The organism is Nostoc sp., from assembly GCF_036917555.1.
GTDB lineage: Bacteria > Cyanobacteriota > Cyanobacteriia > Cyanobacteriales > Nostocaceae > Nostoc.
Genome location: NZ_JBALDD010000093.1, coordinates 1 through 25,931 on the forward strand (window position 1 = coordinate 1; position 25,931 = coordinate 25,931).

General features: G+C 42.2%; 24 protein-coding genes and 1 pseudogene. 8 read left to right on the forward strand and 17 right to left on the reverse strand.

Translation table 11 applies throughout. The annotated features are described in order from the left end of the window. Positions 1-421 precede the first annotated feature (421 nt). A complete protein-coding gene (locus V7K60_RS34700) occupies positions 422-1,426 on the forward strand; it encodes an aldo/keto reductase (RefSeq protein ID WP_334932743.1) in 1,005 nt (334 codons plus the stop codon). Here V7K60_RS34700 and V7K60_RS34705 read toward each other — a convergent pair. Continuing rightward, the gene (locus V7K60_RS34705; protein WP_334932745.1) at positions 1,391-1,684 is read right to left on the reverse strand and encodes an SRPBCC domain-containing protein; all 294 of its coding nucleotides are present in this window, start codon (positions 1,682-1,684) and stop codon (positions 1,391-1,393) included. The two genes, V7K60_RS34700 and V7K60_RS34705, sit on opposite strands and share 36 nt — an antisense overlap. A gap of 1,146 nt (positions 1,685-2,830) precedes the next feature. Between V7K60_RS34705 and V7K60_RS35525 the strand changes: the two genes are divergently transcribed. Then, positions 2,831-3,133 (forward strand): nitrogenase component 1, encoded by a 303-nt coding sequence (locus tag V7K60_RS35525; RefSeq protein WP_442944516.1) that lies wholly within the window; start codon positions 2,831-2,833, stop codon positions 3,131-3,133. 20 nt (positions 3,134-3,153) lie between these two features. Here V7K60_RS35525 and V7K60_RS34720 read toward each other — a convergent pair. The 8 genes and pseudogenes from V7K60_RS34720 to V7K60_RS34755 all read right to left on the reverse strand — a co-directional run bounded on the left by V7K60_RS34720 (position 3,154) and on the right by V7K60_RS34755 (position 11,936). Continuing rightward, positions 3,154-4,130, reverse strand: a pseudogene (locus tag V7K60_RS34720) (IS701 family transposase). Between the two features lie 318 nt (positions 4,131-4,448). After that, complete coding sequence (locus V7K60_RS34725) at positions 4,449-6,422, reverse strand: hybrid sensor histidine kinase/response regulator (protein WP_334932751.1); 1,974 nt, start codon at positions 6,420-6,422, stop codon at positions 4,449-4,451. A gap of 10 nt (positions 6,423-6,432) precedes the next feature. Further along, on the reverse strand, positions 6,433-8,568 hold the full coding sequence (locus V7K60_RS34730) for an ATP-binding protein (RefSeq protein WP_334932753.1): 2,136 nt from the start codon (positions 8,566-8,568) through the stop codon (positions 6,433-6,435). A 10-nt stretch (positions 8,569-8,578) separates the two neighbouring features. Next, positions 8,579-9,592, reverse strand: coding sequence for an ATP-binding SpoIIE family protein phosphatase (locus V7K60_RS34735; protein WP_334932755.1), 1,014 nt, complete (start codon positions 9,590-9,592; stop codon positions 8,579-8,581). 1 nt (position 9,593) lies between these two features. Further along, complete coding sequence (locus V7K60_RS34740; RefSeq protein WP_334932757.1) at positions 9,594-10,040, reverse strand: anti-sigma regulatory factor; 447 nt, start codon at positions 10,038-10,040, stop codon at positions 9,594-9,596. Then, a complete protein-coding gene (locus tag V7K60_RS34745) occupies positions 9,979-10,392 on the reverse strand; it encodes an STAS domain-containing protein (protein WP_334932759.1) in 414 nt (137 codons plus the stop codon). Before V7K60_RS34745 ends, V7K60_RS34740 begins: the two co-directional genes overlap by 62 nt. An 11-nt stretch (positions 10,393-10,403) precedes the next feature. After that, the gene (locus V7K60_RS34750; RefSeq protein ID WP_334932761.1) at positions 10,404-11,282 is read right to left on the reverse strand and encodes an STAS domain-containing protein; all 879 of its coding nucleotides are present in this window, start codon (positions 11,280-11,282) and stop codon (positions 10,404-10,406) included. A gap of 216 nt (positions 11,283-11,498) precedes the next feature. Beyond that, positions 11,499-11,936, reverse strand: coding sequence for a YidH family protein (locus V7K60_RS34755; protein ID WP_334932763.1), 438 nt, complete (start codon positions 11,934-11,936; stop codon positions 11,499-11,501). 166 nt (positions 11,937-12,102) lie between these two features. On the opposite strand from V7K60_RS34755, the gene msrA reads away from it, so the two are divergent. Next, the gene (gene msrA, locus V7K60_RS34760; RefSeq protein WP_334932765.1) at positions 12,103-12,768 is read left to right on the forward strand and encodes a peptide-methionine (S)-S-oxide reductase MsrA; all 666 of its coding nucleotides are present in this window, start codon (positions 12,103-12,105) and stop codon (positions 12,766-12,768) included. 353 nt (positions 12,769-13,121) lie between these two features. On the opposite strand, the gene V7K60_RS34765 is transcribed toward msrA, so the two are convergent. Together V7K60_RS34765 and V7K60_RS34770 are read right to left on the reverse strand one after the other, a co-directional pair. Continuing rightward, on the reverse strand, positions 13,122-13,748 hold the full coding sequence (locus V7K60_RS34765; RefSeq protein ID WP_334932767.1) for a type I restriction endonuclease: 627 nt from the start codon (positions 13,746-13,748) through the stop codon (positions 13,122-13,124). A 69-nt stretch (positions 13,749-13,817) separates the two neighbouring features. After that, positions 13,818-15,011, reverse strand: coding sequence for a serine/threonine protein kinase (locus V7K60_RS34770; protein WP_334932769.1), 1,194 nt, complete (start codon positions 15,009-15,011; stop codon positions 13,818-13,820). A 383-nt stretch (positions 15,012-15,394) separates the two neighbouring features. On the opposite strand from V7K60_RS34770, the gene V7K60_RS34775 reads away from it, so the two are divergent. Beyond that, positions 15,395-15,736 carry a type II toxin-antitoxin system RelE/ParE family toxin gene (locus tag V7K60_RS34775; protein WP_334932771.1) on the forward strand — a complete coding sequence of 114 codons (342 nt, stop codon included), beginning with the start codon at positions 15,395-15,397 and terminating at the stop codon, positions 15,734-15,736. Positions 15,737-15,762: 26 nt separating this feature from the next. Continuing rightward, entirely contained in the window at positions 15,763-16,905 is a 1,143-nt protein-coding gene (locus tag V7K60_RS34780) for a HigA family addiction module antitoxin (protein ID WP_334932773.1), read from the forward strand. Here V7K60_RS34780 and rfbB read toward each other — a convergent pair. From rfbB to V7K60_RS34805, 5 genes are all read right to left on the reverse strand, one after another. Then, the gene (gene rfbB, locus V7K60_RS34785; protein WP_334932775.1) at positions 16,832-17,893 is read right to left on the reverse strand and encodes a dTDP-glucose 4,6-dehydratase; all 1,062 of its coding nucleotides are present in this window, start codon (positions 17,891-17,893) and stop codon (positions 16,832-16,834) included. The two genes, V7K60_RS34780 and rfbB, sit on opposite strands and share 74 nt — an antisense overlap. A gap of 61 nt (positions 17,894-17,954) precedes the next feature. Beyond that, complete coding sequence (locus V7K60_RS34790; protein WP_334932777.1) at positions 17,955-18,950, reverse strand: glycosyltransferase; 996 nt, start codon at positions 18,948-18,950, stop codon at positions 17,955-17,957. 95 nt (positions 18,951-19,045) lie between these two features. Further along, complete coding sequence (locus tag V7K60_RS34795; RefSeq protein WP_334932779.1) at positions 19,046-19,747, reverse strand: DUF6391 domain-containing protein; 702 nt, start codon at positions 19,745-19,747, stop codon at positions 19,046-19,048. Then, positions 19,744-19,917 (reverse strand): hypothetical protein, encoded by a 174-nt coding sequence (locus tag V7K60_RS34800; protein WP_334932780.1) that lies wholly within the window; start codon positions 19,915-19,917, stop codon positions 19,744-19,746. The genes V7K60_RS34795 and V7K60_RS34800 overlap by 4 nt, the downstream gene beginning before the upstream one ends. Before the next feature lie 277 nt (positions 19,918-20,194). Next, on the reverse strand, positions 20,195-20,458 hold the full coding sequence (locus tag V7K60_RS34805; RefSeq protein ID WP_099103136.1) for a helix-turn-helix domain-containing protein: 264 nt from the start codon (positions 20,456-20,458) through the stop codon (positions 20,195-20,197). Positions 20,459-20,821: 363 nt separating this feature from the next. Here V7K60_RS34805 and V7K60_RS34810 point away from each other — a divergent pair, with 363 nt between their 5' ends. Both V7K60_RS34810 and V7K60_RS34815 read left to right on the forward strand, forming a co-directional pair. Next, complete coding sequence (locus V7K60_RS34810) at positions 20,822-21,799, forward strand: carbohydrate kinase family protein (RefSeq protein WP_334932782.1); 978 nt, start codon at positions 20,822-20,824, stop codon at positions 21,797-21,799. A 704-nt stretch (positions 21,800-22,503) separates the two neighbouring features. After that, positions 22,504-23,634 carry a class I SAM-dependent methyltransferase gene (locus V7K60_RS34815; RefSeq protein ID WP_334932784.1) on the forward strand — a complete coding sequence of 377 codons (1,131 nt, stop codon included), beginning with the start codon at positions 22,504-22,506 and terminating at the stop codon, positions 23,632-23,634. A gap of 54 nt (positions 23,635-23,688) precedes the next feature. On the opposite strand, the gene V7K60_RS34820 is transcribed toward V7K60_RS34815, so the two are convergent. Further along, positions 23,689-24,369 (reverse strand): polysaccharide deacetylase family protein, encoded by a 681-nt coding sequence (locus V7K60_RS34820; protein ID WP_334932786.1) that lies wholly within the window; start codon positions 24,367-24,369, stop codon positions 23,689-23,691. Between the two features lie 381 nt (positions 24,370-24,750). On the opposite strand from V7K60_RS34820, the gene V7K60_RS34825 reads away from it, so the two are divergent. Continuing rightward, a partial coding sequence (locus tag V7K60_RS34825; protein ID WP_334932788.1) for a calcium-binding protein occupies positions 24,751-25,931 on the forward strand: 1,181 nt, incomplete at its 3' end.

The window sequence follows — 25,931 nt, forward strand, 5'->3', positions numbered from 1 at the left end:
TGATACCCTTTGGGAATCTGTTGGCTGGAACTTTGGCAGATAATTTTGGTGCGACTAATGCCTTGATTGTCTGTGGCAGTCTAAATATCTTAGGTGCGCTATGGTTCTATACACAAATGCCAGATGTGAGCCGTTGGATTGATTCTTAATCTTATAGTCATTAACTCCGGCAACTCGATTGGTATATAGTATTTAAATCCTAGCTGTTGCAAAGTAATGCTCATAGCTTTGCAATATTCTAGGCAGATCAAGTGTACGAGAAAAGTGCAAAGCCTCTGGTAACAACATTCTACTGATTCATTAACAACTAGCTAACACTACAACTTCTGAGGACGCACCGATGAAGCCAATTGCACCTCCCAACTGGCTGTAGAAATGTCACAACGTTATTAAGTATCCCAACAAAAGTAGAGCAGACAGTATGATCAAATATGTAAATCTTGGCAAAACTGGACTCAAAGTATCGCGTGTCACCCTCGGCACGATGACTTATGGCTCCCGTAAATTGCGCCAATGGGTATTAGAAGAAGAAGAAAGTCGCCCATTTATAAAACTGGCTTTGGAATTGGGGATTAACTTCTTTGATACCGCTGATGTTTATTCCTTGGGCGTTAGTGAAGAAATTGTCGGGCGAGCGCTCAAAGACTTTGCAAACAGAGATCAGGTTATTATTGCTACCAAAGTACATGGTAAAGTCGGTGATGGACCAAATGATCGAGGACTATCTCGCAAACATATTTTTGATAGCATTGATGCTTCTTTGCGGCGACTACAGAGCGATTATGTAGACTTATACCAAATTCACCGTTGGGACTATGAGACACCAATCGAAGAAACCCTAGAAGCACTTCACGATCTTGTGAAAGCAGGTAAAGTGCGTTACCTGGGAATTTCTAGTGTTTACGCATGGCAGTTTGCTAAAGCCCTTTATACAGCAGACATTCACGGCTGGACTCGCTTTGTATCAATTCAAAATCACTACAATTTAGTCTATCGAGAAGAAGAACGAGAAGTCATACCTCTAGCCCGAGATCAAGGGATTGGTATTATTCCTTGGAGTCCCCTGGCGCGTGGTTTTTTGTCAGGGAATCGCAGTAAGTCAGACTATGGCCAAACACTACGTGCAAAAACTGACGAATTCGCTCACAAACTCTACTATCAAGATTCAGATTTTCAAGTAGTTGAGCGCATAGTTGAATTAGCTACAAAACGAGAGGTTAAACCCACACAAATTGCCCTAGCTTGGCTATTGCATCAACCAGGTGTAACATCTCCCATAATAGGCGCTAGCAAGATCGAACATCTCAAAGAGGCTGTTGAGGCGGTGGATTTAGAACTGTCTGATCAAGAGCGCAAATTCCTAGAAGAACCCTATACACCCCATCCCATTTTAGGGCATGAGTACCCTTTTGGAAATCGCCCATAGAGCAACTAAGTACTTGACCAATCCTTGCATTGCGATGTGCAGCGTCGTTTTTCCGTCTTTTTCAGCCAGGGTAAGCATATTCAGGTAGTCGCTGTTGGGAACTGGTTCGTAGTATTCGGTAGCAATCAATGGTTGCTGCGGCACAATTTCACCGCACTCTCCTGAAAATGCGTGTTCAGTGTCGTTACCGGAGTCATGCAAGACATAGCGCCAAGTGCCACCCACGCGCAGGTCAATTTTGCAAACGATCATTGTCATACTGCTGCAACCCCCAAATCAGCGTTTAACCTGTTCGGGCTGAGTCCATGCCTCGAAGACGAGTTTACATGGGGCATTCAAGACGCGAGTTACGACGCTTTCCCTAATCGATGGCAATGTCAATCGCAACCTATGAGCGATCGCGTTTTTTCCTCTGCTTGCAATTGTTGTAGATACTCATCCAGGCGATTAAAACTCTGCTCCCAGAATTCAAATTTCAAAATAAATTCCACGTTTTAATCCGGTTAGTCGATAGATTTAATGTATATTTAAATTAATAAGGCTATGATGGCTTAAATCTAAGGTGCTATAAGCGTTAAATAAGATACCTATAAAAGTATTAGTAAAAAATTAAATTCCTTAGTTAAATCATCAAACAGAAAACAAGGTACAGAGAGACAATGTACCTAATTATTCTGTTTAATTATCTAATAATATTTGGTTTAAAAATATAACAATAGTTGTTTATCTAAATATTAGTATAACTAATATTTAGATAAGCTAAAATTAGCAAAAAAATTATAGTGGTTCTCATTTTAGTGAGTTACATCTCGTTGAGGAGAGGGACTAGAGGTTAGAAGCTAAGATGTACCTCATGCAATTAAGGATTGCTATAACAGGCTTTCTAAAAATACAGAATGCGTCAGAATAGTTGCTTGTTTTATCTGAAACACTAGTGAATCAATTGCTATTTTTTGCAATTTTCCCAATAAATCAGTCCCAATAAACTTCCTCTAACACGATCTATCACGAGGAGTGGATAATAGTGAGAAAAATTGGTAATTAAAAATAATAGAACAATGGAGATAGAGAGAATAACACTCTTAACTCCTCATTTGTGGCTGTTTTGTATTCATCTTCAACAGGAGAAAAAACATGAAGAATACTCAAGAACCTACACCAGTTTTATTTTTTAGCTTTAACTGAACCGTATTGCTTCAACTGGAGAAAAAATATGAAGACTACTCAAGTAACAATTAACGAAGCACTCAGTGAAACAGTTTGCAAATCTAACCAGAAAAAACTCACTTGCATAAAATCACTACAACCAGGTTCAACCCAAGGAAATTGTCCTTTTGACGGAGCGATAGTTTCTGTCGGAGCTATTATTGATGCTGTTCATTTAGTACATGGTCTGTTTCTTGTATTCATAATCCTTGGGCAACTCATGGTAGCCTCTCATCAGGTTCTGAATTATATCAGACAGCTTTTACTACTGACTTTAGTGAGGGTAATATCGTTTTTAGTGGGGAAAAGAAACTGTACAAAGCTATTGTGGATGTTGCTGACCGCTATCATCCTGCCGCTATTTTTGTTTACGTTACTTGTCTGTCTGCTTTGATTGGTGATGATATTGATAGTGTCTGTAAACTCGCTACACAAAAAATTAATATTCCAGTTATCTATGTCAGGACTTACGCAACTGTCACAAACAATGGCGCGGTGTAGCCGCGCCGTGCGCCAAATAATTAGGCAAGAAACATGGGAACAGCCGGACGTTTTAGTTGCTGAACGTGGAGGATTTGATAACAATCCATGCTTAATTTAATAGATTGTTTGACCAGTTGTATAAGCTAAATCTTTGAGCCTAAGCCAGACTAAAATAGTGCAGGTGATATAATTTCTTTGAATACGAGCCTTACAGCATTGACAGGATTCAACTTGCAATCGTTCCTTACACACTTGTTGTACAACTACGTTGAATCTTGAGATAAATCGTTCGTGGCGATAAAATCCGTTCTGTCGGTGGAGACAGTTACCCGGAACAGTTTCACTTTTTTAGCTTGAGGAAACTTTTTTATTTTAACTATTTTACCTACTTTTAACTCCTGCTCATTCCCAGATAACAATTCAATTTTTGTATAATCTTCTTGACCTACTGTATTATCAACAAGGCGATTACGTTTGAGAAGACAATAATAGTATTTCCCTAGACTATCAATGTATAACATCAATTTATTTGTTGCATACCAAGTGTCCATCAAGACAGCTTGAAATGGTAAAACCTTATGATAAACAGGGTTTTGCAGCATCTCCATCACATGAACTATCTTTGTTTTTCCATCTCTGTCTGGGTGATAAATACGATAATCAACTACCCAAAACTTTCCCATCTCCTGATTGACATATATACAATTGATTAACCCAATTCCTTGAATAACTCTATGCTCGTTACCACTATACTGCCGTTTAGTTGTTTCTATTGCTATGGCATATCGTTTATCAATTACTGTGTCATCCAAAACTAGATATGCGTGATTACTCACTTGAATGATATCTTTAACATTATCCCAAAGCAAACGTGGTGTTAGCAAATCATTCTTGAGATAACGATTAATTTTATCATGACTAATCTGCTCGCTTATGCTCTGCCAAAAAAGTGAAGAGTATAATTAATCTGACTACTTAATAGGTACTGGCAATAGTTAAGTTTAGTAAATCGCATAAATTACAGAATTTATTTTATGCATCCTCAACTAATTTTCTCATATTTGAAGAATACTTAACACAGCTGATTACTGTTAATAATTTCCGCAATACCATCTGGGTACGTCAATTTTATATAGTACTTAAGTACTATAAAAGAGCGATCGCTCTGTGCCTAGTTGCGTAAGTCCTGTTATTAATCACTTTTAATTATCAATTTAACAAACAAAAATATCTGTTTCTATTAATGAAACTTCCTAGAATATTTGGGGGTGAAATCAACCAAACAGCAATTAGGTTGAGTTTCGCTTCAACAGATAAGACAAAAGTCAGGTTGCTAAACCTTTACTATAGTCAAAATAGCCTGTATTAATACTTCTAGCTCAATTGGTTTAGAAATATGCTGTTGAAATCCGGCAGCTAGTGCTTGTTGTTGATTAATTTCTCCCGCATAAGCAGTCAGAGCAATCGCGGGAATTTCTCCGCCTTGATCGGGTGACTGTTTTCTAATTTGACGAATTAGTGTGTACCCATCCATATCGGGCATACCAATATCACTAATTAACAAATCAAATTTTGCTTGCTCCAAATGGCTGAAAGCTTCACTTGCTGAGTCTGCTTCAGTTACTTGTGCCCCGTACTGTTCTAGCACGAAGGCAATGAACTCCCGCGAATCTTTGTCATCGTCTACAAGCAGCGTTTGCAATCCATTGAGATTGAAATCTGAGCGATCGCGATCGGCAGTATTAACTTGATTCAATTTTGAAGCAGCGATGAGTGGAAGTTTGACTGTAAACACTGCTCCTTGCCCTTCTCCAGGACTCGCTGCCTGAACGGTTCCACCGTGTAATTCAACCAAATGACGCACGATCGCTAACCCTAACCCCAACCCGCCAAATTTTCGCGTCGTTGTCCCATCGGCTTGGCGGAAGTAGTCAAAGACGTAGGGCAAAAAGTCACTAGAGATACCCCGACCAGTGTCGCTGACAGTGATTTGAGTGTATTCTGCAGCATGAGTATCTACTTCATCCTTGATACTTTCTAACCGCACCTCGACTCGACCACCCTGTGAGGTAAATTTAATCGCGTTGGCAAGTAGATTCCAAACAACTTGTTGCAGGCGACCAGAATCACCCAACACTTGCCCAACGTTCGGTTCAAATATTGTTTGAATCTGAATGGATTTAGCTTCAGCAGCGAGCCGCACGGTTTCAAGGGCAGCTTTGATGGTAAAAGTTAGACCAACTGGAACTGTGTTCAAACTCAACTTGCCTTGGAGAATGCGCGACACATCGAGCAGGTCTTCGATTAGTTGTGCTTGCAGTTTAGCGTTGCGCTCGATCGTTTCGAGGGCGTACTGAGTTTTGGCTGCATCCTGGTGGCTCGTTTGCAGAATTCTTGCCCAACCCAGAATCGGATTCAGGGGCGATCGCAATTCATGAGACAGCACTGCCAAAAACTCATCTTTGATTCGATTAGCTTGCTGCGCTTGTTCAGTTTGTTGCTGCAAAGAGACCATCAGCCGATTCAGGCGATCGTTCTGCTCTTGCAGCAAGGCTTCTGCTCGCTTACGTTCGGTAATATCGGACAGGGTGAAAACGGCGCCTGTGAGAGTCCCATGCCCATCAAATACCGGGTCGATTGTTTTGGCAAACCACCGTCCTTTCGATTGAAATTCTAGAACTTGCCGTTGGTGAGTTTCTTTTGCCCGGCGAAAGCAAGCGCCATCGCCGATTCCCAATTCTGCGCCCATCAATTCATGGTGGGCATAACCTAAGATTTCGTGGTAGGGCTTGCCAAAAAGCTGCATCATGGCTCGATTACAGCGCAGAATTAGACCTTCCCGGTCTACCAGAGATACGCCGTCGTTGATCGAGTCAAAGGTGGTTTGCCACTCCCGCGCTGAGGACAAAGCAGCTTCCTCCGCCCGGCGAATTCGCAGCAGCGATCGCATGGTGGCAAGCAGTTCAATAGGTTCAACGGGTTGTGCTAAATAGGCATCAGCACCACTGTCCAAGCCTTCTGCTTTATCCTGGCTTTGGACAAAACTTGCAGAAAGGTGTAGCACAGGGATAAAAGCCGTTTCGGGGTTTGCCTTGATTTGGCGACAGACTTCAAACCCACTGATATCTGGTAGTTGGACATCTAAAATTACTAAGTCAGGTTGAAAGTTAGCAACGGCTTCTAATCCTGCCGCTCCGGTTGCCGCTTCCACGACACTAAAACCTGCATTTTGCAAAATACGGGTAACAACGTAACGATTGGCTTCGTTATCGTCAATATGCAGGATCGTAACCCGTGGCTCAGACATGACTTTCCCCTTAAACCTCTAGAACAAGTCCGGCTTTGACAAGCGCATCTTGAAGTTGGGCGATCGCCGTTCTTTGAGAGCCTGTTTCTTTGGAAACAATGGCGATGCTTTGTGCTGCTAACTGGCTCTGCACTTCTGCATCAAGTTGGGCAGATGAGTAGATGATTACAGGAATTGACTGAGTGACGGAATTGTTCTTAAGCTGCTTGAGTACATCAAATCCACTGATCTCTGGCATCTCCAAGTCAAGCACGATCGCGGTTGGCTGCTCCCGTTTTGCCAAATTTAATCCTTCCTGTCCGTTCGCAGCTTCTAAAATACTCAACGGTGTATTTATCAACAACTGTTTTACAAGATACCGATAGGCGGGGTCATCGTCAATTAACAAGATTTTTTGAGACTTGTTCTGAGTAATTAGCGTATTGAGTTTGTTCAACAGGGGCAATCTGTCTACCGGCTTAATTAGAAAACCGTCTGCTCCTAGCGCCAGTGCTTGTTTCTCGTTATCAACGATGGTAATAACAAGTACAGGGATAGTGCGAGTCGTTTCATCGGCTTTAATTTCTCGTAAGAACGTCCAGCCGTTTTGCCCCTCCAGCAGAATATCTAGCATAATCGCCGCCGGTCGAAGTTGTTGTAAGGCAAGCCTTGCCTGAGCTAAGGTGCGGGTAGCAATCAATTGATAGGTTGATTCCTGAAGGTGCTTTTCGTAAATAAATAGGGTTTCTGGATGATCTTCAATCACCAGAATGGGCAGGCGAGTTGGCTCAAAGGATGCAATTGGTTGCAGTCCGATAGGAAATTCGGTGGCATTTGGATAGACGATCGGAATCAATGCTGTAAAGGTGGAGCCTTCACCCAGCTGACTTCTCACCGAAATGCTGCCGCCAATTAGCTCCGCTAGCTTGCGCGATAACGGCAATCCTAACCCGGTTCCCTTCACCTGCTTTTGTAGAGGGGACTCAATTTGCATAAAATCTTCAAAAATGCGCTCTTGATCGGCTGGAGCAATGCCGATGCCCGTATCAGATACGGAGAAGGTCACGGTCTGACCCGTTTGCACAGCGCTGACGCGCACCTCTCCCTGCTCGGTAAATTTGAGCGCATTCGAGACAAAGTTTCTGAGAATTTGAGCAATTTTGCCCTCATCGCTATAGAGCGGTGGAATGCCTTTAGGTTCTTCGACAATCAGCGTGACAGAGGAACCTTGAACCAATAATGGTCGCAGCATCCCCCGCAGCGTGGCAAACAAGTCACTGACTTCAAGGGAACTGGGACGCACTTCAACTTTTCCAGCTTCCACCTTTGCCAAATCCAGCAAATCATTGACCAGTTCTGATAATCCGCTCGCCGCCTTTTGGATGAATGTCACCTGCTTTTCTTGCTCGACAGTCAAATCGCCATCCATCCGTGCTAGCAGCATCCGAGAGAGGGAGAGAATCGAGTTGAGCGGCGTGCGAAACTCGTGGCTCATGTTCGAGAGAAAGCGGGTTTTTAGCTCGTTTACCTGTTGCAGGGAGCTTGCTTTCTCATCCAGTTCTGCATAGAGGGCAACCACGCCGCGATTGGTATCTTCTAGTTCCTGATTAAGCTGGCTCAGTTCTTCCTCGCGCTTCCGTAGCTCTGCCATTGCCCGGAGTAATTCCTGGTTTTGCCGCTGAATTTCTTCATAGGGATTTTGAGGCGATCGCCCGATTACGGTTTCTCGAATCTGCTGCAATTGCAAATCGGTGAAAGCTGGTGTGCGCTTCGACAATCTTTTGCTAATCGTTACCGTTGTTCCCTGTCCCGGCTGCGATTCAATCTCAAAGAAATCCATCAGCCTGCGGGTACCCACGATGCCTAGCCCCATTCCTGTGTTAGAGGTGTAGCGTCCTGCCAAAACGTCTGCCAAATGAGGAATACCCCCACCCCGATCCTGAATCCGAATCAGAAATGCCTGAGGCTCTCCTGCCACACAAAATTCAACTGTTCCGCCTTTGGCATATTGAAACGCGTTGCGGGCAATTTCTGAAACTGCCGTTGCCAATCGGGTCTGATCTTGAGCATCAAAGCCCAATTGCTCAGTGATCTCACGAGTTCGTTGTCGAGCTTGCACAACATCCTGTTGGTACTGGATTTCCATCGTGAAAACGATTGTCAACATAATTCGTGAATTAGTAATTATTTCCCATTCCTTTAGCCACTAACACCGTCACATCGTCCCGTTCTCGGTTAAAGTCTCGGTATAACACACCTGCAATCAAACTGGGATGTTTTTGACTCAAGCCTGGATAGCGATCGATCTGCCACTTAGCGCCTAATCCGTCAGAATGCATAATTAAAAGTCCGTTGGCATACCAAGGATAGCTAAACTCTTGAATTTTGCGGATTTCATGCCCAACCGTGCCGTTGTGAGACACCAGATTATGGTGCTCAGTAAACGAGAAAATGCTGGCAGCGATATTGCCAATTCCAGCAAAGCGGACAGACTGGTGTTCAAAGTCGATTTCGGCAATGGCGAGTACTGCTCCTCGTGTACTTCGCAAGGCGGCGTGGGCAGCTTCGACGATCGCCCCAGGAGAACGATGATGATGGTCTTGAAACATTCTCACGGCTGCGTCAGCAGCACTTGCAGCCGCAGGCCCATGCCCTAAGCCATCGGCTACTAGCAACAAGCTACGGTGACAATCGACTTCAGATGCCCAGTCATCTCCTGAAACCTCTTCTCCTCGTTTGGGCAAACAGATCACTCCAATTTCTAAGGTATTCTCAGGCAGATGGGATGCTGGGTCTGACCAGAGGTGGGCCAGGAGCGCTGTCCCTTGGTTGGGAATGGAGTAAATTTCAAATAAACCAGAGAGGCGACGAATTGCGCCCATTCCATTGCCTAAGGTTCCGCCTGTGGAAAAGCCATCTTGCAAACACTCATCCACATCGACCATTCCCTGTCCTTTATCTAGCGATAAGATTTCAATGCCAATTCTGGAATTTTGCTTGAGCGCTCGTAGCAGCACTACTCCGCCGTGGGCGTGCTGCACCAGATTGTTAGCAACTTCTGTTACCACAATGCCAACCTTGCCGCGTTCTGTTTCCAGAAAGCCGAGCCGAGTTGCCAAAGCGATCGCTGCCCGTCGGGCTTCCCCAGTCTGGCTAGATTCAGTAATTGTGACAGCGACAGATTCTCTCATTTTATTTCCATCGTACAATTTTTATCCGTGTCCCTTCTCCTACCGCAGACTGAATCTCAAACTCGTTGGCAAGTCGTTTGGCACCACCCAACCCCATACCTAACCCATTGCCCGTGGTGAACCCATCCTTTAGCGCCAGTTCGATATCAGGAATTCCCGGGCCCTGATCTTCAAAGGTTAGCTGGAGTCCTCGTCGTTGCCCTGACTGAAGCGTTTCTAGCTTTACTATGCCGCCTCCCCCATAGTCTAGGGTATTGCGGGCTAACTCACTGGCGGCGGTGACAATTTTAGTTTGGTCTACTAAGCCAAAGCCAATTTCCACAGCCAGCTGGCGCACGCACTGCCGAACTAAAACTACATCACCAGAAGATTGAATGTTAATCGTTTCAGTCTTCTGCATCATCATCTGCACGCCATTTAGTGGCAGTGATTTGATTTGTGGTTTCATTGAATGACGATCGCAACAATGCCATACCCTTTTCTACGTTTAGGGCAGTGCGAATCCCCGTCAGTGACAGCCCCAATTCCACTAAGGTGATTGCCACAGCAGGCTGCATCCCGACAACAACTGTCTCAGCATCTAGCACCCGTGACATTCTGGCAATGTTGGCTAAAATCCTACCAATGAAGGAATCAACAATTTCTAATGCAGAAATATCAATCAATACACCGTGAGCATGGGTTTGAGTGATGCGGTTTGTCAGGTCTTCCTGTAGCGTCATGGCGAGGCGATCGTGCATATCTACCTGGATCGTCACAAGCAGGAAATTGCCCATTTTGAGTATAGGAATGCGTTCCATTTCCTGCCTACCTATTTGGATTGAGAGCGGCTAATGGTCGCTCCCAACCGTTTTAGCGCCGTGAGAAAGGCATCGGCTAACGTTGCTTTCGTGACTACATTTGTCAAATCAATGCCGAGATAAACGATCGTTTGGGCAATTTGAGGACGAATGCCACTGATCATACAATCGGCTCCCATGAGACGAGCGGCGGTAACGGTTTTAAGTAGATGTTGAGCAGTCAGGGTATCGACGGTGGGAACGCCGGTAATGTCAATGATGGCAACTTCGGAACCGGTTTCGACAATTTTCTGCAATAACGACTCCATCATTATTTGAGTGCGGGCACTATCCAGAGTGCCGATAATCGGCAATGCTAAAATTCCCTCCCAGAGTTTAACGACTGGGGTAGACAGCTCCATCAACTCTTCCTGCTGCCGCAAAATCACCTCTTCCCGCGTTTTTTGATACATTTCAATTGTCAGCAATCCTAGCCGATCCAGTAAGTCTGTGGCTAGCCAGATATTTTCACCCAACTCAGTGGGGTCTTTCAATTGCTGACGCATTCGGTTGAAGAGGGATTGTTTGAACGAAAAGACGAATGTAGCCGTTTCTGAGGGTGTGAAGCCATTTTGCGATCGCGATCGAGAAATACTGTTGAGCATCTCCCGCATCTCCTGCCACTCTGCTGCCTGAATATTGGTAAAATTGCCCTGCCCAACGGCAACCCGAAACAAACTAAGGAATTCCCGACACTCCTCTTTTAGCTGGGCTTGTTTAATCAAGCCTCTCCGAATATTGACATTGGCTAGTTCCTGAGTCCACTCCGACAGCAGTTCTGCCTCGAAGGTTTCTAATATCTCTGATATCTTACTTTCGCTCATCGTTTCTGTAAGGGCAACCGCTTTCATTAGTCCAAAATCAGTGTATGACGATTCAGTCCAACCTGAAAGCTAAAGTTGGAGAGCAATTTTTTTTGATTACAAAAAGCCTAAAAGCTTGCTAGATATGAAGTGCGAGAAATTGTGCAAGTATACAGCGATGCTTGCAGCGGGCTACGCCGACGCTAAGATTAATTGAGGATCGGCAAAAAAGCCACAAAAAAATGCGAGCGGTTAAAAGTGTGTTTAATGCAAATTTCGGGACTGTGGTTGAATGGGAACACGAGAACGAGAAGGGACTTGATCGCGCCATAGGAACAAAGGAAGACAGAGAAGCCCTAAAATAATTACTACTCCAGTCATGATCCAAACCATTAACCTATTTGGTCTATAGTCTCCTTGTTCAATTTGCCAAAAAACTTGGTTGTATCGCCACGCAGCTAACGCAATAGTTGAAATTCCAAAAATTACCAAAATAACACCCAAATTTTCCGAGTTGGATAATTGATGTAACGGAGGTTCTTGTTGAGTAATAGCAATATTCAACTGGCGCAGAAATATACCAAATCGGGCAATCGCAAAACCAAAGCTAATCAATGCAATAGAAGTGCGTAGCCAAGCCAGAAAGGTACGTTCGTTCGCTTGATGCTCCCTTTGACGGTCAATTTTCGGTATTTTATCCATGAGTATCTTCTGACGCCAAGTCCCCTTTGATCAATAGCATTAACTAGTGAAAGAGCAAATGCTGAGACTCAACACAGTCCAATCAGGACTTTGAGAAGACCCCAAGCGATCGCTAGAATCTTTAGAATAGTAAATAAGGTAAAGATATATATCAGAGTCAAAATCAATGGCACTATTCGGATTTGGCAAAAAGGCAGTTATGCCCACACCTGACGAAGCTTTGTCAGGAAGGGCACAATCTATGTCAGTACCCGCCGCTCATTATGTCAACAAGAATCCCTTAAAACCTCCTTTTCCCGATGGATTAGAGAAGGCAATCTTTGGCTTGGGCTGTTTTTGGGGTGCAGAACGCAAATTCTGGCAACTTAAAGGAGTTTACAGTACTGCAGTCGGTTACGCTGCTGGGTTAACACCCAACCCCACTTATGAAGAGGTATGTAGTGGGCGAACCGGTCACAATGAAGTGGTGTTAGTTGTGTTCGATCCCAAAGTGATTAGTTATGCCGAACTACTGAAAGTCTTTTGGGAAAGCCACAATCCCACCCAAGGGATGCGCCAAGGTAATGATGCTGGCACTCAATACCGTTCGGGAATTTATGTATACTCCGAAAGTCAGAAGCAGCTAGCAGAAGCATCACGGGAAGCTTATCAGCAAGCCCTCAACGATGCAGGTTATGGCAAGATTACCACGGAAATCTTAGATGCACCTGAGTTCTACTACGCCGAAGCCTACCATCAGCAATACCTGGCTAAAAATCCTAATGGGTATTGTGGTTTGGGAGGGACAAATGTTTCTTGTCCCGTGGGTGTAGTTGAATCGCAAGTGAGTTGATAAGGTAGGGTAGTCAACTTAACGTGAGTTCAACGAACCTCTCCCTACTTTGAACTTTAGTTCAAGTCTGTCCCTCTCTGAGTCGGAGAGGGACAAGTTTTTTGTAGTTAAGAATATTTGTCGATTGGTTGAGAGAATGCGTTACCCAACAAACCCCGTAAAACGTTGGGTTTCGTTCCTCAAACGCCAGTTGCTATAACGGAAGGAACCCCAACGCGAGTTGTTCATGGGGGAAACCCCCAAGACCACACTCGCTCCGCAACGCACTGGCTCCCCAACCTACACATTTTTATTTTTTAGGATTAACCGAAACATATTGCATTATAGTTCAGTAATTTATGCACCCTGCAAGATTACGAATTACGACTTAAATGAGCCAGGTGCTTTAACACTTTCAGGACAATATATATGTCATCACGACTATCTAAAGCAAACAAATCAGATAGAGCATATTGTGGAGTTTCAGTTTTTAGCAGTTTGATAAATCTAAATTCATTACCATTGGTGATCAAGCCAAAAACAGGTTTAGCCAAAGTTGCATCTGCCGACATATAAGCCAATGCTTGTGGAATTGCTGGCACTAAAGAATAATCTGCTCTTTTTGCCTCAATAACGAGAACCCAAAATGGAGGATGCAACACCAAGATGTCAATACATCCTCTGATAATTGTGCCTTCGTCTTCAGAAGATATTTTTACCTCTTGTTCTGAGGCAATGTAGAAAGGCGGTTGATAAAAACCTGCTAGACGCAATAGTGGAGATAGCACCACCATTTTGACTACAGCTTCCAAAATAGAATATTTCGATAGATGCAAATATTCTGTCTTGACTTCGTTGAGAGATTTCTTCTCTAAGTCACTCAACTCAGGTAAATCATGCCGCCATTCTGAAAAAAAATCTTCGTCGTCTGCAAGTTGTAGGCCAAATTCATCAATCAGTTGGGCTAGGGTGATATCTTTTCCTTGAAGAATTTGAACCATTTGTTGAACCCTTCCCTTATACTTATCTGCCTAAAAAACTCTCCCTTGATATTTACCCAAAAGACTGCCTTATAGTGCAGATTTGAGTAAAGCGATCGCTCTAACCCACAACATAATACTAATGGGCGCTCCAAGTAGAATACCAGCGATCGCCCAGCCTCTTTGATGAGCTTTGAATTGTTCAATACTGCGCCACCGTCTACTTTTCCAAGCCCATTCATTGCCTTTTGCACCAAGTGCGATCGCCATTAACCACCAAGCATTAGGTACAAAACAGAATAAACCATACCACACTTGATTCGGCCACATCCACAACCAAGGCATCAGAAAAGCGCCCCAATTCCAACCGAGAATTTCCTCTGGGACTGTTTCATTCTGATTATTGATCCCACACCCAGAATTGTTGATGATTTCTTTTAACGGCAAAAGCTGATTCTTGTTTACAGATTTGACAGTCAGTCCTGATTTGAGGGCATTCAGCGCAACGCTTGCACTAGTAAATCTTTGTTCGGGAGCGGGTTCTATCAACTTTTGTAGCCAACTGACAAAACTGGGACTAAGGTTAACTCGGTCTGTAAATTGCAATCGCAAATCCTGCTGGGGTAAATCAGAGGGGGAAGTTCCAGTAAGCAAATGAATCAAAGTCGCTCCCAGTGCATATAAGTCTGAAGCCGCAACCGCTCGACCACCAAATTGTTCCATTGGGGCATAACCATAAGTACCGACAACGGTAAAAGTAACGCCTTCTCTTGCCGCTTTATCTTGAACTGCGCCAAAATCAACTAAATAAATCCGATTATCGTCGCCCCAGATTAAATTACTCGGTTTAATATCTCTATGCAACACCCCTGGATTCAATTCATGTAGATAAGTGAGAATATTTAAAACCTCAACAGCAATTTTTCTCGCTCGCTTTTCACTAAACCTTTTGCCAACAGCAAGTTTTTCCTTAAGCGACTCACCAGGAATATATTCTTGTATTAAGCCAAACCAAAGTGTGCGATCGTCGATACAAAAATAATCTATATATCGAGGTATGCGGGGATGATTTAGCTGTTTAAGAATTTGTGCTTCCCTTTCAAAAAGTTTCAGGTCATCCCACTGTACAGTACCGCCAAAGGCCAAAAGTTTGACCACAACAATAGAATTTTCGCCATCAGAGGCTTGTAAATCTTTTGCTAACCAAGTTTGGCGAATTCCATTGTTACCAAGTTGGCACTGGATTTGATAACGATCTTGTAATATTTGTTCTGGTTGCAGCATCTTACACCTGCTGGCAATTTACGTTGATCTGATTCCCTTATATTCAAGGATAGTCATTATCTACAAAAACTGTGGCAGCAATCCCTAACTGTCTTAGTAAGCTGTTGTGTATTTGATTTGTATAACTGGGGTGGACAAGACGCTTTGCATAACTTGCCTTTAATTAAACTATATAGTACGCTTGTATTATCAAAAAGTGATAGTAAGATGATCTTGCTCAAGCAAGGTATGCTGTTGGATAAAAATGGCGAAACCCTTTACAGGAAAGATTTGCGCTAACTTTCAATATCATCTTACAAACTTTACAAACGGCTTAAATCTCTTGTCACAATAAGATTTACAATTAAAATATCAGTCATTCACCCCAAGGCTGAAGTCAGCCATTGTATAATGCGAAATCCAGTGCATTTAACTTGGGGGAAGCTTTGCGTTTTCACTTTAAAAAAAAGAAACTCGAAGCACTTTACACAGAAGAAAAAGATGCGCATAAATACCCAGGTGTGGTTGATGACTTTTTTGAAGTCATGGCGATTATTGATGCTGCTGTAGATGAGCGAGACTTATATGCTCAAAAAGGATTGAGATTTGAGAAGTTGTCAGGAAAACGAGGAAAAAAAGGACAGCGTTCTCTACGTTTAAATAACCAGTGGCGTCTAATTGTGACAGTGGATGAGGATGAACAGGGAAATTATCTCACAGTAATCGATATCGAAGACTACCACTAACTTTCGTCAGTAGAGGACACAGGAATATGAGCCAGAAGCTAGCACCAGCAAGAGTACCAACACCAGGAAAAATTTTAAGTCGAGAATTAGAAGCCCGTGGCTGGACACAGAAAGATTTAGCAGAAATTATGGGGCGTCCAGTTCAAACCATTAATGAAATTATTCGGGGAAGCAAGCAAATTACACCTGAAACAGCTATCGAACTCTCCCAAGCCTTGGGTACTTCTCCAGAATTCTGGACAAATCTGGAAGCAAAGTATCGACTTCATATAGTGGGAAAAGAAAAAAAGGAGCAAGATATAGCTCGTAAAAGCCGATTGTATACAATTGCCCCCATCTCTGAACTAATCAAAAATAAGTGGATTCAAGCAGCAGATTCGATTGATGACTTAGAACAGCAAATCTGTAATTTTTTCGGTATATCTTCCTTAGATGAAACACTCCAGTTAGCCGTTAATTTCCGTTGTTCTGAGCATCGAGAGCCAGAGGAAACTTCTCGCATAACTTGGATAAAACGAGTTGAGAACCTAGCGAAACAACAAACCATTGCTAGTTTTGAACGCAAAAAACTAGAGACTGCTATCCCTGAAATTCTTGCTTGTGCTAAACAAGTAGACAGTATTGTGCATATTCCTAAATTGCTGGCAGATTTAGGTGTACATTTTCTAATTGTGCCCCATTTAAGCAAAACCTACTTGGATGGTGCGGCCTTTTATTTAAACAGCAATCCCATTATCGCGTTGACATTGAGATATGACCGGATAGATTCATTCTGGTTCACTCTCATGCATGAGTTAGCACACATTGTTTTAGGACATCAAGGAGCTTATTTAGACAATTTTGATGCGTTAGAAGAGAATGATGAGGAAAGAGCAGCTAACGAAAAAGCCGCTAACTGGCTAATAAATTCTCAGACATTAAATGAATTTATTATCAGGAGTAAAAAAGTCTTTTCTCGGAAAGCGATTGAAGAATTTGCTCACAATCAAAATAGACATCCAGGCATAATTCTTGGTCGCTTACATTATGACAAATTAGTTCCCCATAAAAATTTGAGACCATTACTCGTTAAAGTTAGCCCAATTTTGGGTAATTTTACAGATAATTTTTGCGATAGTAAGCTTGATATTCTGCAGACAGCAGAGGTTCCCACCAATTACGATGATTAAGATACCATTCAACTGTTAAACGTAAACCCTCAGCAATTGTTACTGAAGGCGTCCAACCAACCTGAGTTTTAATTTTGTTTGCATTAATTGCATATCTTTGATCGTGTCCCTGTCTATCCTTAACAAAAGTAATCAACTGCTTTGCTGGATGTACTGGTAAATCAGGTGCTAATTCATCCATCATTCGACATAAAAGTTGGACGAGGTTAATATTTTCCACCTCATTATTGCCACCAATATTGTACGTTTCTCCTGGTTGACCATGATTGATTACTACATCTAAAGCACGGCAATGATCGCCCACATAAAGCCAATCCCGTACATTTTTCCCATCGCCATAGACAGGTAATGGTTTCCCCATCAAAGTGTTGATACACATCAAGGGAATTAGTTTTTCGGGAAACTGATAAGGGCCGTAATTATTAGAGCAATTTGTGATAATGGTTGGAAGTTGATAAGTATGATAATAAGCACGGACTAAATGATCGCTACCCGCTTTTGAAGCTGAATAGGGACTATTGGGAGCGTAGGGTGTCGTTTCACAAAAAGCTGCATCATCTGCGCCCAGGCTACCATAAACTTCATCAGTAGAAACGTGCAGGAAACGATAATCAGATGACTGTGCTTTCGCCTCCCAATGTTGCCGAAAAGCTTCTAGTAGGGTGAAAGTTCCGACCAGATTAGTTTGCACAAAAGCAGCTGGCCCAAGAATCGAACGATCGACATGAGATTCAGCGGCAAAATGAGCGATGGTATCAATATTTTCCATTGATAATAGGTTGTCTATGATGGTGCGATCGCAAATATCCCCCTGCACAAACCGAAAATTTTCTCTTCCCTCAACTAGCGCCAAATTCAGACGATTCCCCGCATAAGTAAGAGCATCCAACACCACCACGCGATCGTCTGGATAAACCTGACACCAATGATGGACAAAATTCGCCCCAATAAACCCCGCACCCCCAGTAACTAATAACCGCCGATTCATGCAATTTCCTCTCTTGTCTCTGTGAACTGTGCGCCTCTGTGGTTCGTTTGTATTATTTGTATTACTTAAAATATTTCTTCCTCAGCTTCCCATATACCCTCTGAGCAAGTAATTTCACCATCCGTATTTTCGTCAAATTCTTAATATTAGATGGCTGCTGAATTTTGTGGTCAAAAAACTCATTTAACTCATCCAAAATAACTTGGAAACGTTTAATAATATTTTCAGTTCGATGCTCAACCAAAAAATCTTCAGATAAGCTAAAATCTACTGAAGATTCAATTACTTTCAAAATACGTTGCACATCATATTCTTGAGAATATCCAGCAATTTTATAGCAATTAAATCCAGGGTCTAAGTAATCAGCTAGTCCACCGTTGACACTAGAAAATACTTGACAACCACAAGCAAGAGCTTCCATTGGTTGTAGACCAAATCCTTCACTCACACGCTGTTGTGCCCAGTACTCAGCAGAATCATATAGGTAAACCTTAGCTCGGTTGAATAGTCCAGGTAAATCCTCTACATAAGAGTCAACAACCAATACTTTACAACGTTTTTGCAACGCTAGAATCAATTCTTTAATTAAATACTCAGAAGACTTCCGAGCTTGAACTAAAACATCAATATCCCGTTCCAAACCTAAATTTTGAAACTCATCAGAAATTTGATTGGGCAAATAATAAATCAGAGAATTGGGTGATTTTTCTCCCCAATATCCCATTGTATAGCGGCTAACAGTCATGATTGGAATACTTGCAGGTAGCCTAAATGGATAACCTGCACTATGTGCATGGTAAACGACATTGTATTGCTTAAGTTTAGCCACGAGTTGAGCTATATCAAATCCCCAACTGATCACAAAAATTACATCATTTAAATTTTTCTCTTTTAGCAAATCATCAATAAAAAGCTTATCTTTTTCCCGTTGACGGTAAGTTACAACATCAGCACTACAGAAATTCTGAGCTAGATTAAGTGCTTTTAACTCAGCCCAAAGACCACCACAGGCAAATTTGCTATCTGTACCAGGAAGTAAGAAGTAAAGTTTTCTCATAATTTTTTTAGGGGAGTAACAAGTAGGCAGTAGGGGGAGATGGGGGAGACAAGAGAGAAAATTTTATCTTGTCCCCTCATCTCTTCTTGCTCTCTTCATTCTTGCCAGCCTACTTTAACAAAATGTGCCTCACGCCCCCAAACGTCGCGTGTACGGGTAATATTTTCAATTGCTAGGTTAAAAGGAATGGCAGTTGTTAGGTAACGTTGTGCCATAGAACCTAAATCAGGTGCGAGTTCTGCGGCTGTCGTTGCCGCTAACCCCAAACCTATAAGTTGCTCTATTGGTCGAAATGGTAGCAACAGATGCACACCAACAGCTAGTCCAGCTGTTAAGAGCATTGCTACTGATAAATTTGTGCCACAACGGGGATGTACAGCCAAATCCCACTCTCCACTGGTGATGCGATGTCGAGCAAGTATTACCGCACGCCGCAAATCACTAATATTTACCTCACCATAGAGGTAGAATCCCTGCTCAGTAGATAAACCGCCTAATAGTTCATTATCTAGTTGAACGTTAGTGGATTCTGCTGGGGAAGAATAGGCGTTTTTTGATTCGCTAAGAACCCAAACAGTAGCATGTTCTAAAGCGTGAACCTGCCGCAGCATCAAAATTTCTTTCAACCCTGGAATAAACGATAGCTGTCTGAGTAAGTCGGCATCTTGTGTGGGTTGCCGAAAGTCTGAAGATTGGTCTTCTAGACTTGGAACCTTCTCAGATACAGGTATCGTAAAATCAAAGTTAAAAAATTTAAAGGGAGACGAGCTACCCTGAAAAGAAGCGGAAGTATTCATTGGAACACTACTCCCAAAGCCGATGGGGCAACATAGATTTCTTTCAAATGTAACGCTTGCACCACTGAATTGTTGCTAATTTTTGTAGATGATTGTTTTGTTAGGGTATGGGGCATTGGGGAGCCACTTGCTCCACTTGGGGTTTCCCCAAGTGGAGCAAGTGGCGTCATTGCGCATTGTAGATGCTTCTCCCTAGACCCCAGACCCCAGTCCCCAGTCCTACATCTGTTCTGCTGAATTTGGAAAGGAATTCTGATGTTTGATAGTTTCCGAGTCTGAGGGTCAGCTGGCTCCACTAACATAAACTCCAGCTGAGTGATGGACTCGGAACTTTTGGTAGAGTGTCCACACTGAAAACTTAGACGTAAAGAGGGAACAATCAGTAAAACTCAAAATTAGCTTGTAATTTACTATACCAAAGCAATTACGCTTCTACTAGTAAATTGTTTATTCAATCTGATTAGGCAGAGTACAGCAATTGACATCATTCAAACAGACTTTGCCCCACTGTAAAGCCCAGCGGACAAGAGCTACTCGATTATCTGTCTCAGTCTTAGTGAGAATATTACTGATATGGTTATCAACTGTACGCTTGCTAATCTCCAGTTTTCCTGCAATCTCTTGGTTAGTTAAGCCAGCGGCCACTAGGTCGATAATTTGCAGTTCTCTGTCTGACAGACTAACGGGGGTCTCAGACTTGCCACCAGCCATGACTATTTCTATCCTCCCTTGGTATATGTACTTAATCGCTCTTTCTAATTCTAGAAGATTCTTTTCTTGGTAGGGGTTTCAAGTATTAGCAGTAATACGATTGTCAATATTTTCTTTGGATTTCAAGTTGGCAAAAATATAAACTACGCAACATATTAAGTAACAAATATAGCTTATTTTAAAATAATTTACGTCTAAGTGCTGAGATAAAATAAGCGAGGATTAGAAGCATATACATGGTATAGGAGTAGTAAAAATTGCTATTTAATTCTATGAAGGACTGGCGACAGATTAGCAAAAATTATTGTAGATTTTATACTGTAAATTCCTAATCCCAAATCAAAATCTAAAATTGAAAATGAGATGAGCAATCCCCGTGTTTTGTGCCTTGGTGAAATTTTGTTTGATTGTTTAGCCGATCAATTAGGGCTAAAGCTGGAAGAAGTGAAATCTTGGACTCCTTACCCAGGAGGGGCACCAGCTAATGTAGCCTGTGCTTTAGTCAAGCTGGGAATGTCAGCGGGATTTATCGGAGCTGTTGGCGAAGATGAGCCAGGGAATACACTAGTCAAGCTATTACAAGATGTAGGTGTAGAGACGACAGGAGTACAACGCCATCCCACAGCACCAACGCGACAAGTTTATGTTACACGGGATCTGGCTGGCGATCGCACCTTTGCCGGATTTGGTCAGTACGATACCGCAGAATTTGCCGATACTCGCCTGCAAGCTAAACAATTGCCAAATTCGCTGTTTCAACAGGCAGATTTTCTGGTTTTGGGTACTTTGGAATTAGCCTATCCTGAAACTGAAGAGGCAATTCACCGTGCTTTAGAGTTAGCAGAACATTACGACTTAAAAATTGTGCTGGATGTCAACTGGCGTCCTGTATTTTGGAAAGAGCCAAACATCGCCCATCAAAAAATTCCAGAATTATTTAAGCGAGTCGATTTCCTCAAACTCTCCAAAGAAGAGGCTGAATGGCTATTTGAAACCGTAGATCCCGGAGCTATCACTTATCGTCTAGCTTCAATTGAGGGAGTACTGGTGACAGATGGGGAAAACGGCTGCACTTATTGTCTAGGTGAGAATGAAGGCAAATTACCCTCGTTTTCTGTGCCTGTAGTTGATACAACTGGTGCAGGAGATAGCTTTTTGGCAGGATTCATCTACCAACTGAGTCAGTATGGCATCCACAGCTTGCGGGATGCAGAAACAGCAAAACGCATTGTCACTTATGCCAATGCTGTTGGGGCACTGACTACTATTAAACCAGGTGCGATCGCTTCTCAACCTACTGCTGCTGAAGTCGAAGCTTTTTTAACCACACATCAATTCTAGGAACTAGCATAAATCACTGGGATATCAGCCACCAAAGGCTGATACTCCCAACTAGAAAATGGACGAAAATCCTCATGCCATTCTGCATTCGTATTGCACAATAAATGTAAATGCAATTTATCAAATAGTTTTGCAATCCGAAGATCAATACTTTTGGATGAGATGCAAATGCTTCAAATGGAAGCAAGGAACGTAATGTTTTTGCATACGACCCTAAGAAATTAGTTTGGAGTCGTAATTACACTTCATAAGATAATAAAATATTAATTTTTAATACAATAAATTTATTTTACAAGTCTCAATTTTATTTGGTTTTATCATAAGTCTACATAGAGGTAAATTCGCAACCTTCAGTGATGATTAAAGGTTACTTGCTTTAGGGCAGGAGGCACAAGGCAGAAAGGTTTTAAACATTTTGCTTGTAGTCGTGGAACGTGACAAAGACTCAGATGCAACTTTAAGACGAGATTGTGATGCAGATATTCTACAACTCTTGCACCACAACAAGTGATGGAGTTTTATTTCTTAACCCTTCTGCTCTCTGACTTGAAAGAACAGGGGAAGAAAGACATTTTTATGCTTGGCGGTGAAACTTGTTTCATTGGGACTGCCTTATGCCTTAACCAGGCATTTATTGATCGCTAAAATCTGACAATAACCCTAAAAAAACTAAAAATTTAAATAGAAATATCGGGGCTATATACATGACTTCCAGCATTCCAAAAGATATCCAAAGACATACTCCTTTAGTAGGAGATGTAAATAATAAAAGTCGAATTGCTTACCAAGCGAGCCGCACAGCGATCGCCGGATTCAATGCAATCTTAATGGCAGGAGCAGAGGCTTATATCAATGGGCTAAAAATCCCCGATCCTCTGCTTAAAGCCCTTTTAAATCTCTCCATACAAATCAGCTACAAGTATTTTCCTGCTCTTTTAGTTCCCTATGAATGGTTGTTGCAAGAAAGCGATCGCCTTGCAGAAGGGTCACACGAACTAATGAAGGTTCAATACAACCTACCCGAAAAAATGTTCAGTTTGATCTTGAAAGAGACAGAACTTTTATATCCCAAATACACGATGGCTTTATGGGAAAAAGGAGCATCCAACCTTGAGCAAGCTCAAATTGATATGCTCGACGATTTGATTGCAAAAGCAGGCATCGAAGACGGAGACGAAATCTTAGATTTGGGATGCGGTTGGGGTTCTGCATCAAATTACATTCTTTCCCGGTTTCCGCACGTGAAAGTAACGGCTCTGAATTTGAGCCACGAGCAATGCGAATATATGCGGAAAAAAATGCAAGACCCTAGCAGTTACCTCAGTTCAGATAGATTCAGTCTATATGAAAAGGACTTTAATGATATTGATTTGGAGACTAAGTTTGATAAAATTATGGCTATTGGGCTGTTTGAGCATATAGGTAATTTAACAAAATCATTCTCAAAATTGGCTTCTATCCTCAAAGACGATGGTAAGGTTTTAATTCACATAATCACAACAAAATTACCTTACAACATAACCCATCCTTTTATCAATAAATATATTTTCCCCAATATGCGGGTATGGAATTATGATGTCATACCAAAGATTAATACAGATTTGAAAACCATTAATCAATGGTATTTAAATGGTGCTAACTATTCAAATACTCTCAGAAATTGGTTAATGAATTTTAACCAAAATCAAGCAAAAATCAAAGATTTAAATTATGGCATGAACTATGCCAAGTTCTGCCGGATGTGGAGACTTTATTTGCTCTTGTGCATACAGTATTTTGACGGTTATAATGGTGAAATTCTTGGTAACGGTCAATACCTGTTGGTTCATGCGTAACAAGTTAATTACGTAAGTCCTAATATTTTAGTGATCGCCCAACCTATCGAGTTATCAATGGGTTGTCTTAGCTTGATGCCATAGAGTATCAACAGTTACAAACTCATAACCTTGTTGTAGCAGTTGTGGAATGAGAATTTGAATTGTGGCAGCAACATCTTGTCCACCGCAAGCACCATCATGCAAAACAATTATTGAACCATTTTTGACCTGCTGCATAATTCGCTCTACCACGGTGGTGACGCCTGGACATACCCAGTCTTCTGGTACAACGCTCCACATAACTGGGCGGTAATTCCACTGAGAAAAAAAATTTAAAGTAGCAGGTGTAAATAAACCATTGGGGGGACGAACATCCCGCACTTCTTCAGGTTGCAGGTTGCAGGCTTTATAAATGGCAATTTGGGTTTTTTCTAAACTGTCCTTCAGGTCATTTGGGGAAAGCATGGGAAAAGAGCGATGATCGTAGCCATGCAATCCGATCCAGTGTCCGCGATCGCTCACGGCTTTGGCAATGGTTGGTGAACGGTTGACGCAAACACCCAACCAAAAAAAACTAGCTTTAATATTGTAACGATCTAACACTGCCAAGACTTCGGGTGTGTATTGAGGATGGGGCCCATCATCGAATGTGAGTGCGATCGCTTTAGCATGAGAATTTCCAGTCCAAAGGCAGTTGGGAAAACTCGGCTGGAGAATGCGGTAGAAAATTGGGAACAGGGGAGCTAGCTGCATAAAGTTTTTTCTTTTTTCCGTAATCTTGCGTAACTACACTGATTACTTAATATGAGGCTGTTAAGCTCGATTTGCACACTTAACAGTCTTATATCTAGAACTTACGCACTATACAAATGGGTATTTGTATAAATTAGCACTCTTTGTAATGTTAGTAAGTTTTCCCTTGTTCCTATTTCCAAGTTGGAAATGTAGTTTGCACTTACGACCTATTCCTGCCTAGCTAACTTAACTTATTTTTTTAGTTGTCAGATCAACAGGAAATATCGCAGTCACAGAAGTAGGTGAAAAAGAAAATTACAGTTTATGTATATAAGTGTCTTTTTGTCAAATTGTAAGTCCTAATATTAACAATTACTCTTTGTTTAAGGATAAACTCTCGTGGCAATTAATTATTACGGAACTAATGGCAATGATGTTGTCTTCGGCAGTAGTGACAACGATACCCTTAGAGGCTTGGATGGTGATGACAAACTGTTTGGTGGTGATGGCAATGACTTCCTAGATGGTGGCTTTGGCTTTGACACCATTAATGGCGGTGCTGGAACTGATACCACATCCTATGCTTTCTTCTCTGGCCCAATTGATGCCAATCTCTCTACTGGTGTAGTCAAGTTTCCGGGAAATTCTACTCTCACGGATACTTTAGTCAGCATTGAGAATTTAATCGGTACAGCTGGCAATGATACGATTGTTGGTAATGATGCCAATAATGTTCTCAGCGGTGCAGCAGGTAATGACTTCATAGATGGTGGCTTTGGCTTTGACACCATTAATGGCGGTGCTGGAACTGATACCACATCCTATGCTTTCTTCTCTGGCCCAATTGATGCCAATCTCTCTACTGGTGTAGTCAAGTTTCCGGGAAATTCTACTCTCACGGATAAATTAGTCAGCATTGAGAATTTAATCGGTACAGCTGGCAATGATACGATTGTTGGTAATGATGCCAATAATGTTCTCAGCGGTGGAGCAGGTAATGACTTCATAGATGGTGGCTTTGGCTTTGACACCATTGATGGCGGTACTGGAACTGATACCACATCTTATGCTTTCTTCTCTGGCCCCATTGATGCCAATCTCTCCACTGGTGTAGTTAGCTTTCCGGGAAATTCTCCTTTGACAGATACCTTAGTCAGCATTGAGAATTTAATTGGTACAGCTGGCAACGATACGATTGTTGGTAGTAGCGCCAATAATGTTCTCAGCGGTGGAGATGGTGATGACTCCATCTTAGGTGATTTTGGTAATGACAAACTGTTTGGCGGTGATGGCAATGACTTCCTAGATGGTGGCTTTGGCTTTGACACCATTGATGGCGGTACTGGAACTGATACCACATCTTATGCTTTCTTTTCCGGCCCAATTGATGCCAATCTCTCCACTGGTGTAGTTAGCTTTCCGGGAAATTCTCCTTTGACAGATACTTTAGTCAGCATTGAGAATTTAATTGGTACAGCTGGCAATGATACGATTGTTGGTAATGATGCCAATAATGTTCTCAGCGGTGCAGCAGGTAATGACTTCATAGATGGTGGCTTTGGCTTTGACACCATTAATGG

Bases quoted from the DNA above. Each gene is read 5' to 3' on its own strand.
- V7K60_RS34700 (WP_334932743.1), top strand. From the start codon at position 422: ATGATCAAATATGTAAATCTTGGCAAAACTGGACTCAAAGTATCGCGT.
- V7K60_RS34705 (WP_334932745.1), bottom strand. From the start codon at position 1,684: ATGACAATGATCGTTTGCAAAATTGACCTGCGCGTGGGTGGCACTTGG.
- V7K60_RS34725 (WP_334932751.1), bottom strand. From the start codon at position 6,422: ATGTCTGAGCCACGGGTTACGATCCTGCATATTGACGATAACGAAGCC.
- V7K60_RS34730 (WP_334932753.1), bottom strand. From the start codon at position 8,568: ATGTTGACAATCGTTTTCACGATGGAAATCCAGTACCAACAGGATGTT.
- V7K60_RS34735 (WP_334932755.1), bottom strand. From the start codon at position 9,592: ATGAGAGAATCTGTCGCTGTCACAATTACTGAATCTAGCCAGACTGGG.
- V7K60_RS34740 (WP_334932757.1), bottom strand. From the start codon at position 10,040: ATGAAACCACAAATCAAATCACTGCCACTAAATGGCGTGCAGATGATG.
- V7K60_RS34745 (WP_334932759.1), bottom strand. From the start codon at position 10,392: ATGGAACGCATTCCTATACTCAAAATGGGCAATTTCCTGCTTGTGACG.
- V7K60_RS34750 (WP_334932761.1), bottom strand. From the start codon at position 11,282: ATGAAAGCGGTTGCCCTTACAGAAACGATGAGCGAAAGTAAGATATCA.
- V7K60_RS34755 (WP_334932763.1), bottom strand. From the start codon at position 11,936: ATGGATAAAATACCGAAAATTGACCGTCAAAGGGAGCATCAAGCGAAC.
- msrA (WP_334932765.1), top strand. From the start codon at position 12,103: ATGGCACTATTCGGATTTGGCAAAAAGGCAGTTATGCCCACACCTGAC.
- V7K60_RS34765 (WP_334932767.1), bottom strand. From the start codon at position 13,748: ATGGTTCAAATTCTTCAAGGAAAAGATATCACCCTAGCCCAACTGATT.
- V7K60_RS34770 (WP_334932769.1), bottom strand. From the start codon at position 15,011: ATGCTGCAACCAGAACAAATATTACAAGATCGTTATCAAATCCAGTGC.
- V7K60_RS34780 (WP_334932773.1), top strand. From the start codon at position 15,763: ATGAGCCAGAAGCTAGCACCAGCAAGAGTACCAACACCAGGAAAAATT.
- rfbB (WP_334932775.1), bottom strand. From the start codon at position 17,893: ATGAATCGGCGGTTATTAGTTACTGGGGGTGCGGGGTTTATTGGGGCG.
- V7K60_RS34790 (WP_334932777.1), bottom strand. From the start codon at position 18,950: ATGAGAAAACTTTACTTCTTACTTCCTGGTACAGATAGCAAATTTGCC.
- V7K60_RS34795 (WP_334932779.1), bottom strand. From the start codon at position 19,747: ATGAATACTTCCGCTTCTTTTCAGGGTAGCTCGTCTCCCTTTAAATTT.
- V7K60_RS34800 (WP_334932780.1), bottom strand. From the start codon at position 19,917: ATGACGCCACTTGCTCCACTTGGGGAAACCCCAAGTGGAGCAAGTGGC.
- V7K60_RS34805 (WP_099103136.1), bottom strand. From the start codon at position 20,458: ATGGCTGGTGGCAAGTCTGAGACCCCCGTTAGTCTGTCAGACAGAGAA.
- V7K60_RS34810 (WP_334932782.1), top strand. From the start codon at position 20,822: ATGAGCAATCCCCGTGTTTTGTGCCTTGGTGAAATTTTGTTTGATTGT.
- V7K60_RS34815 (WP_334932784.1), top strand. From the start codon at position 22,504: ATGACTTCCAGCATTCCAAAAGATATCCAAAGACATACTCCTTTAGTA.
- V7K60_RS34820 (WP_334932786.1), bottom strand. From the start codon at position 24,369: ATGCAGCTAGCTCCCCTGTTCCCAATTTTCTACCGCATTCTCCAGCCG.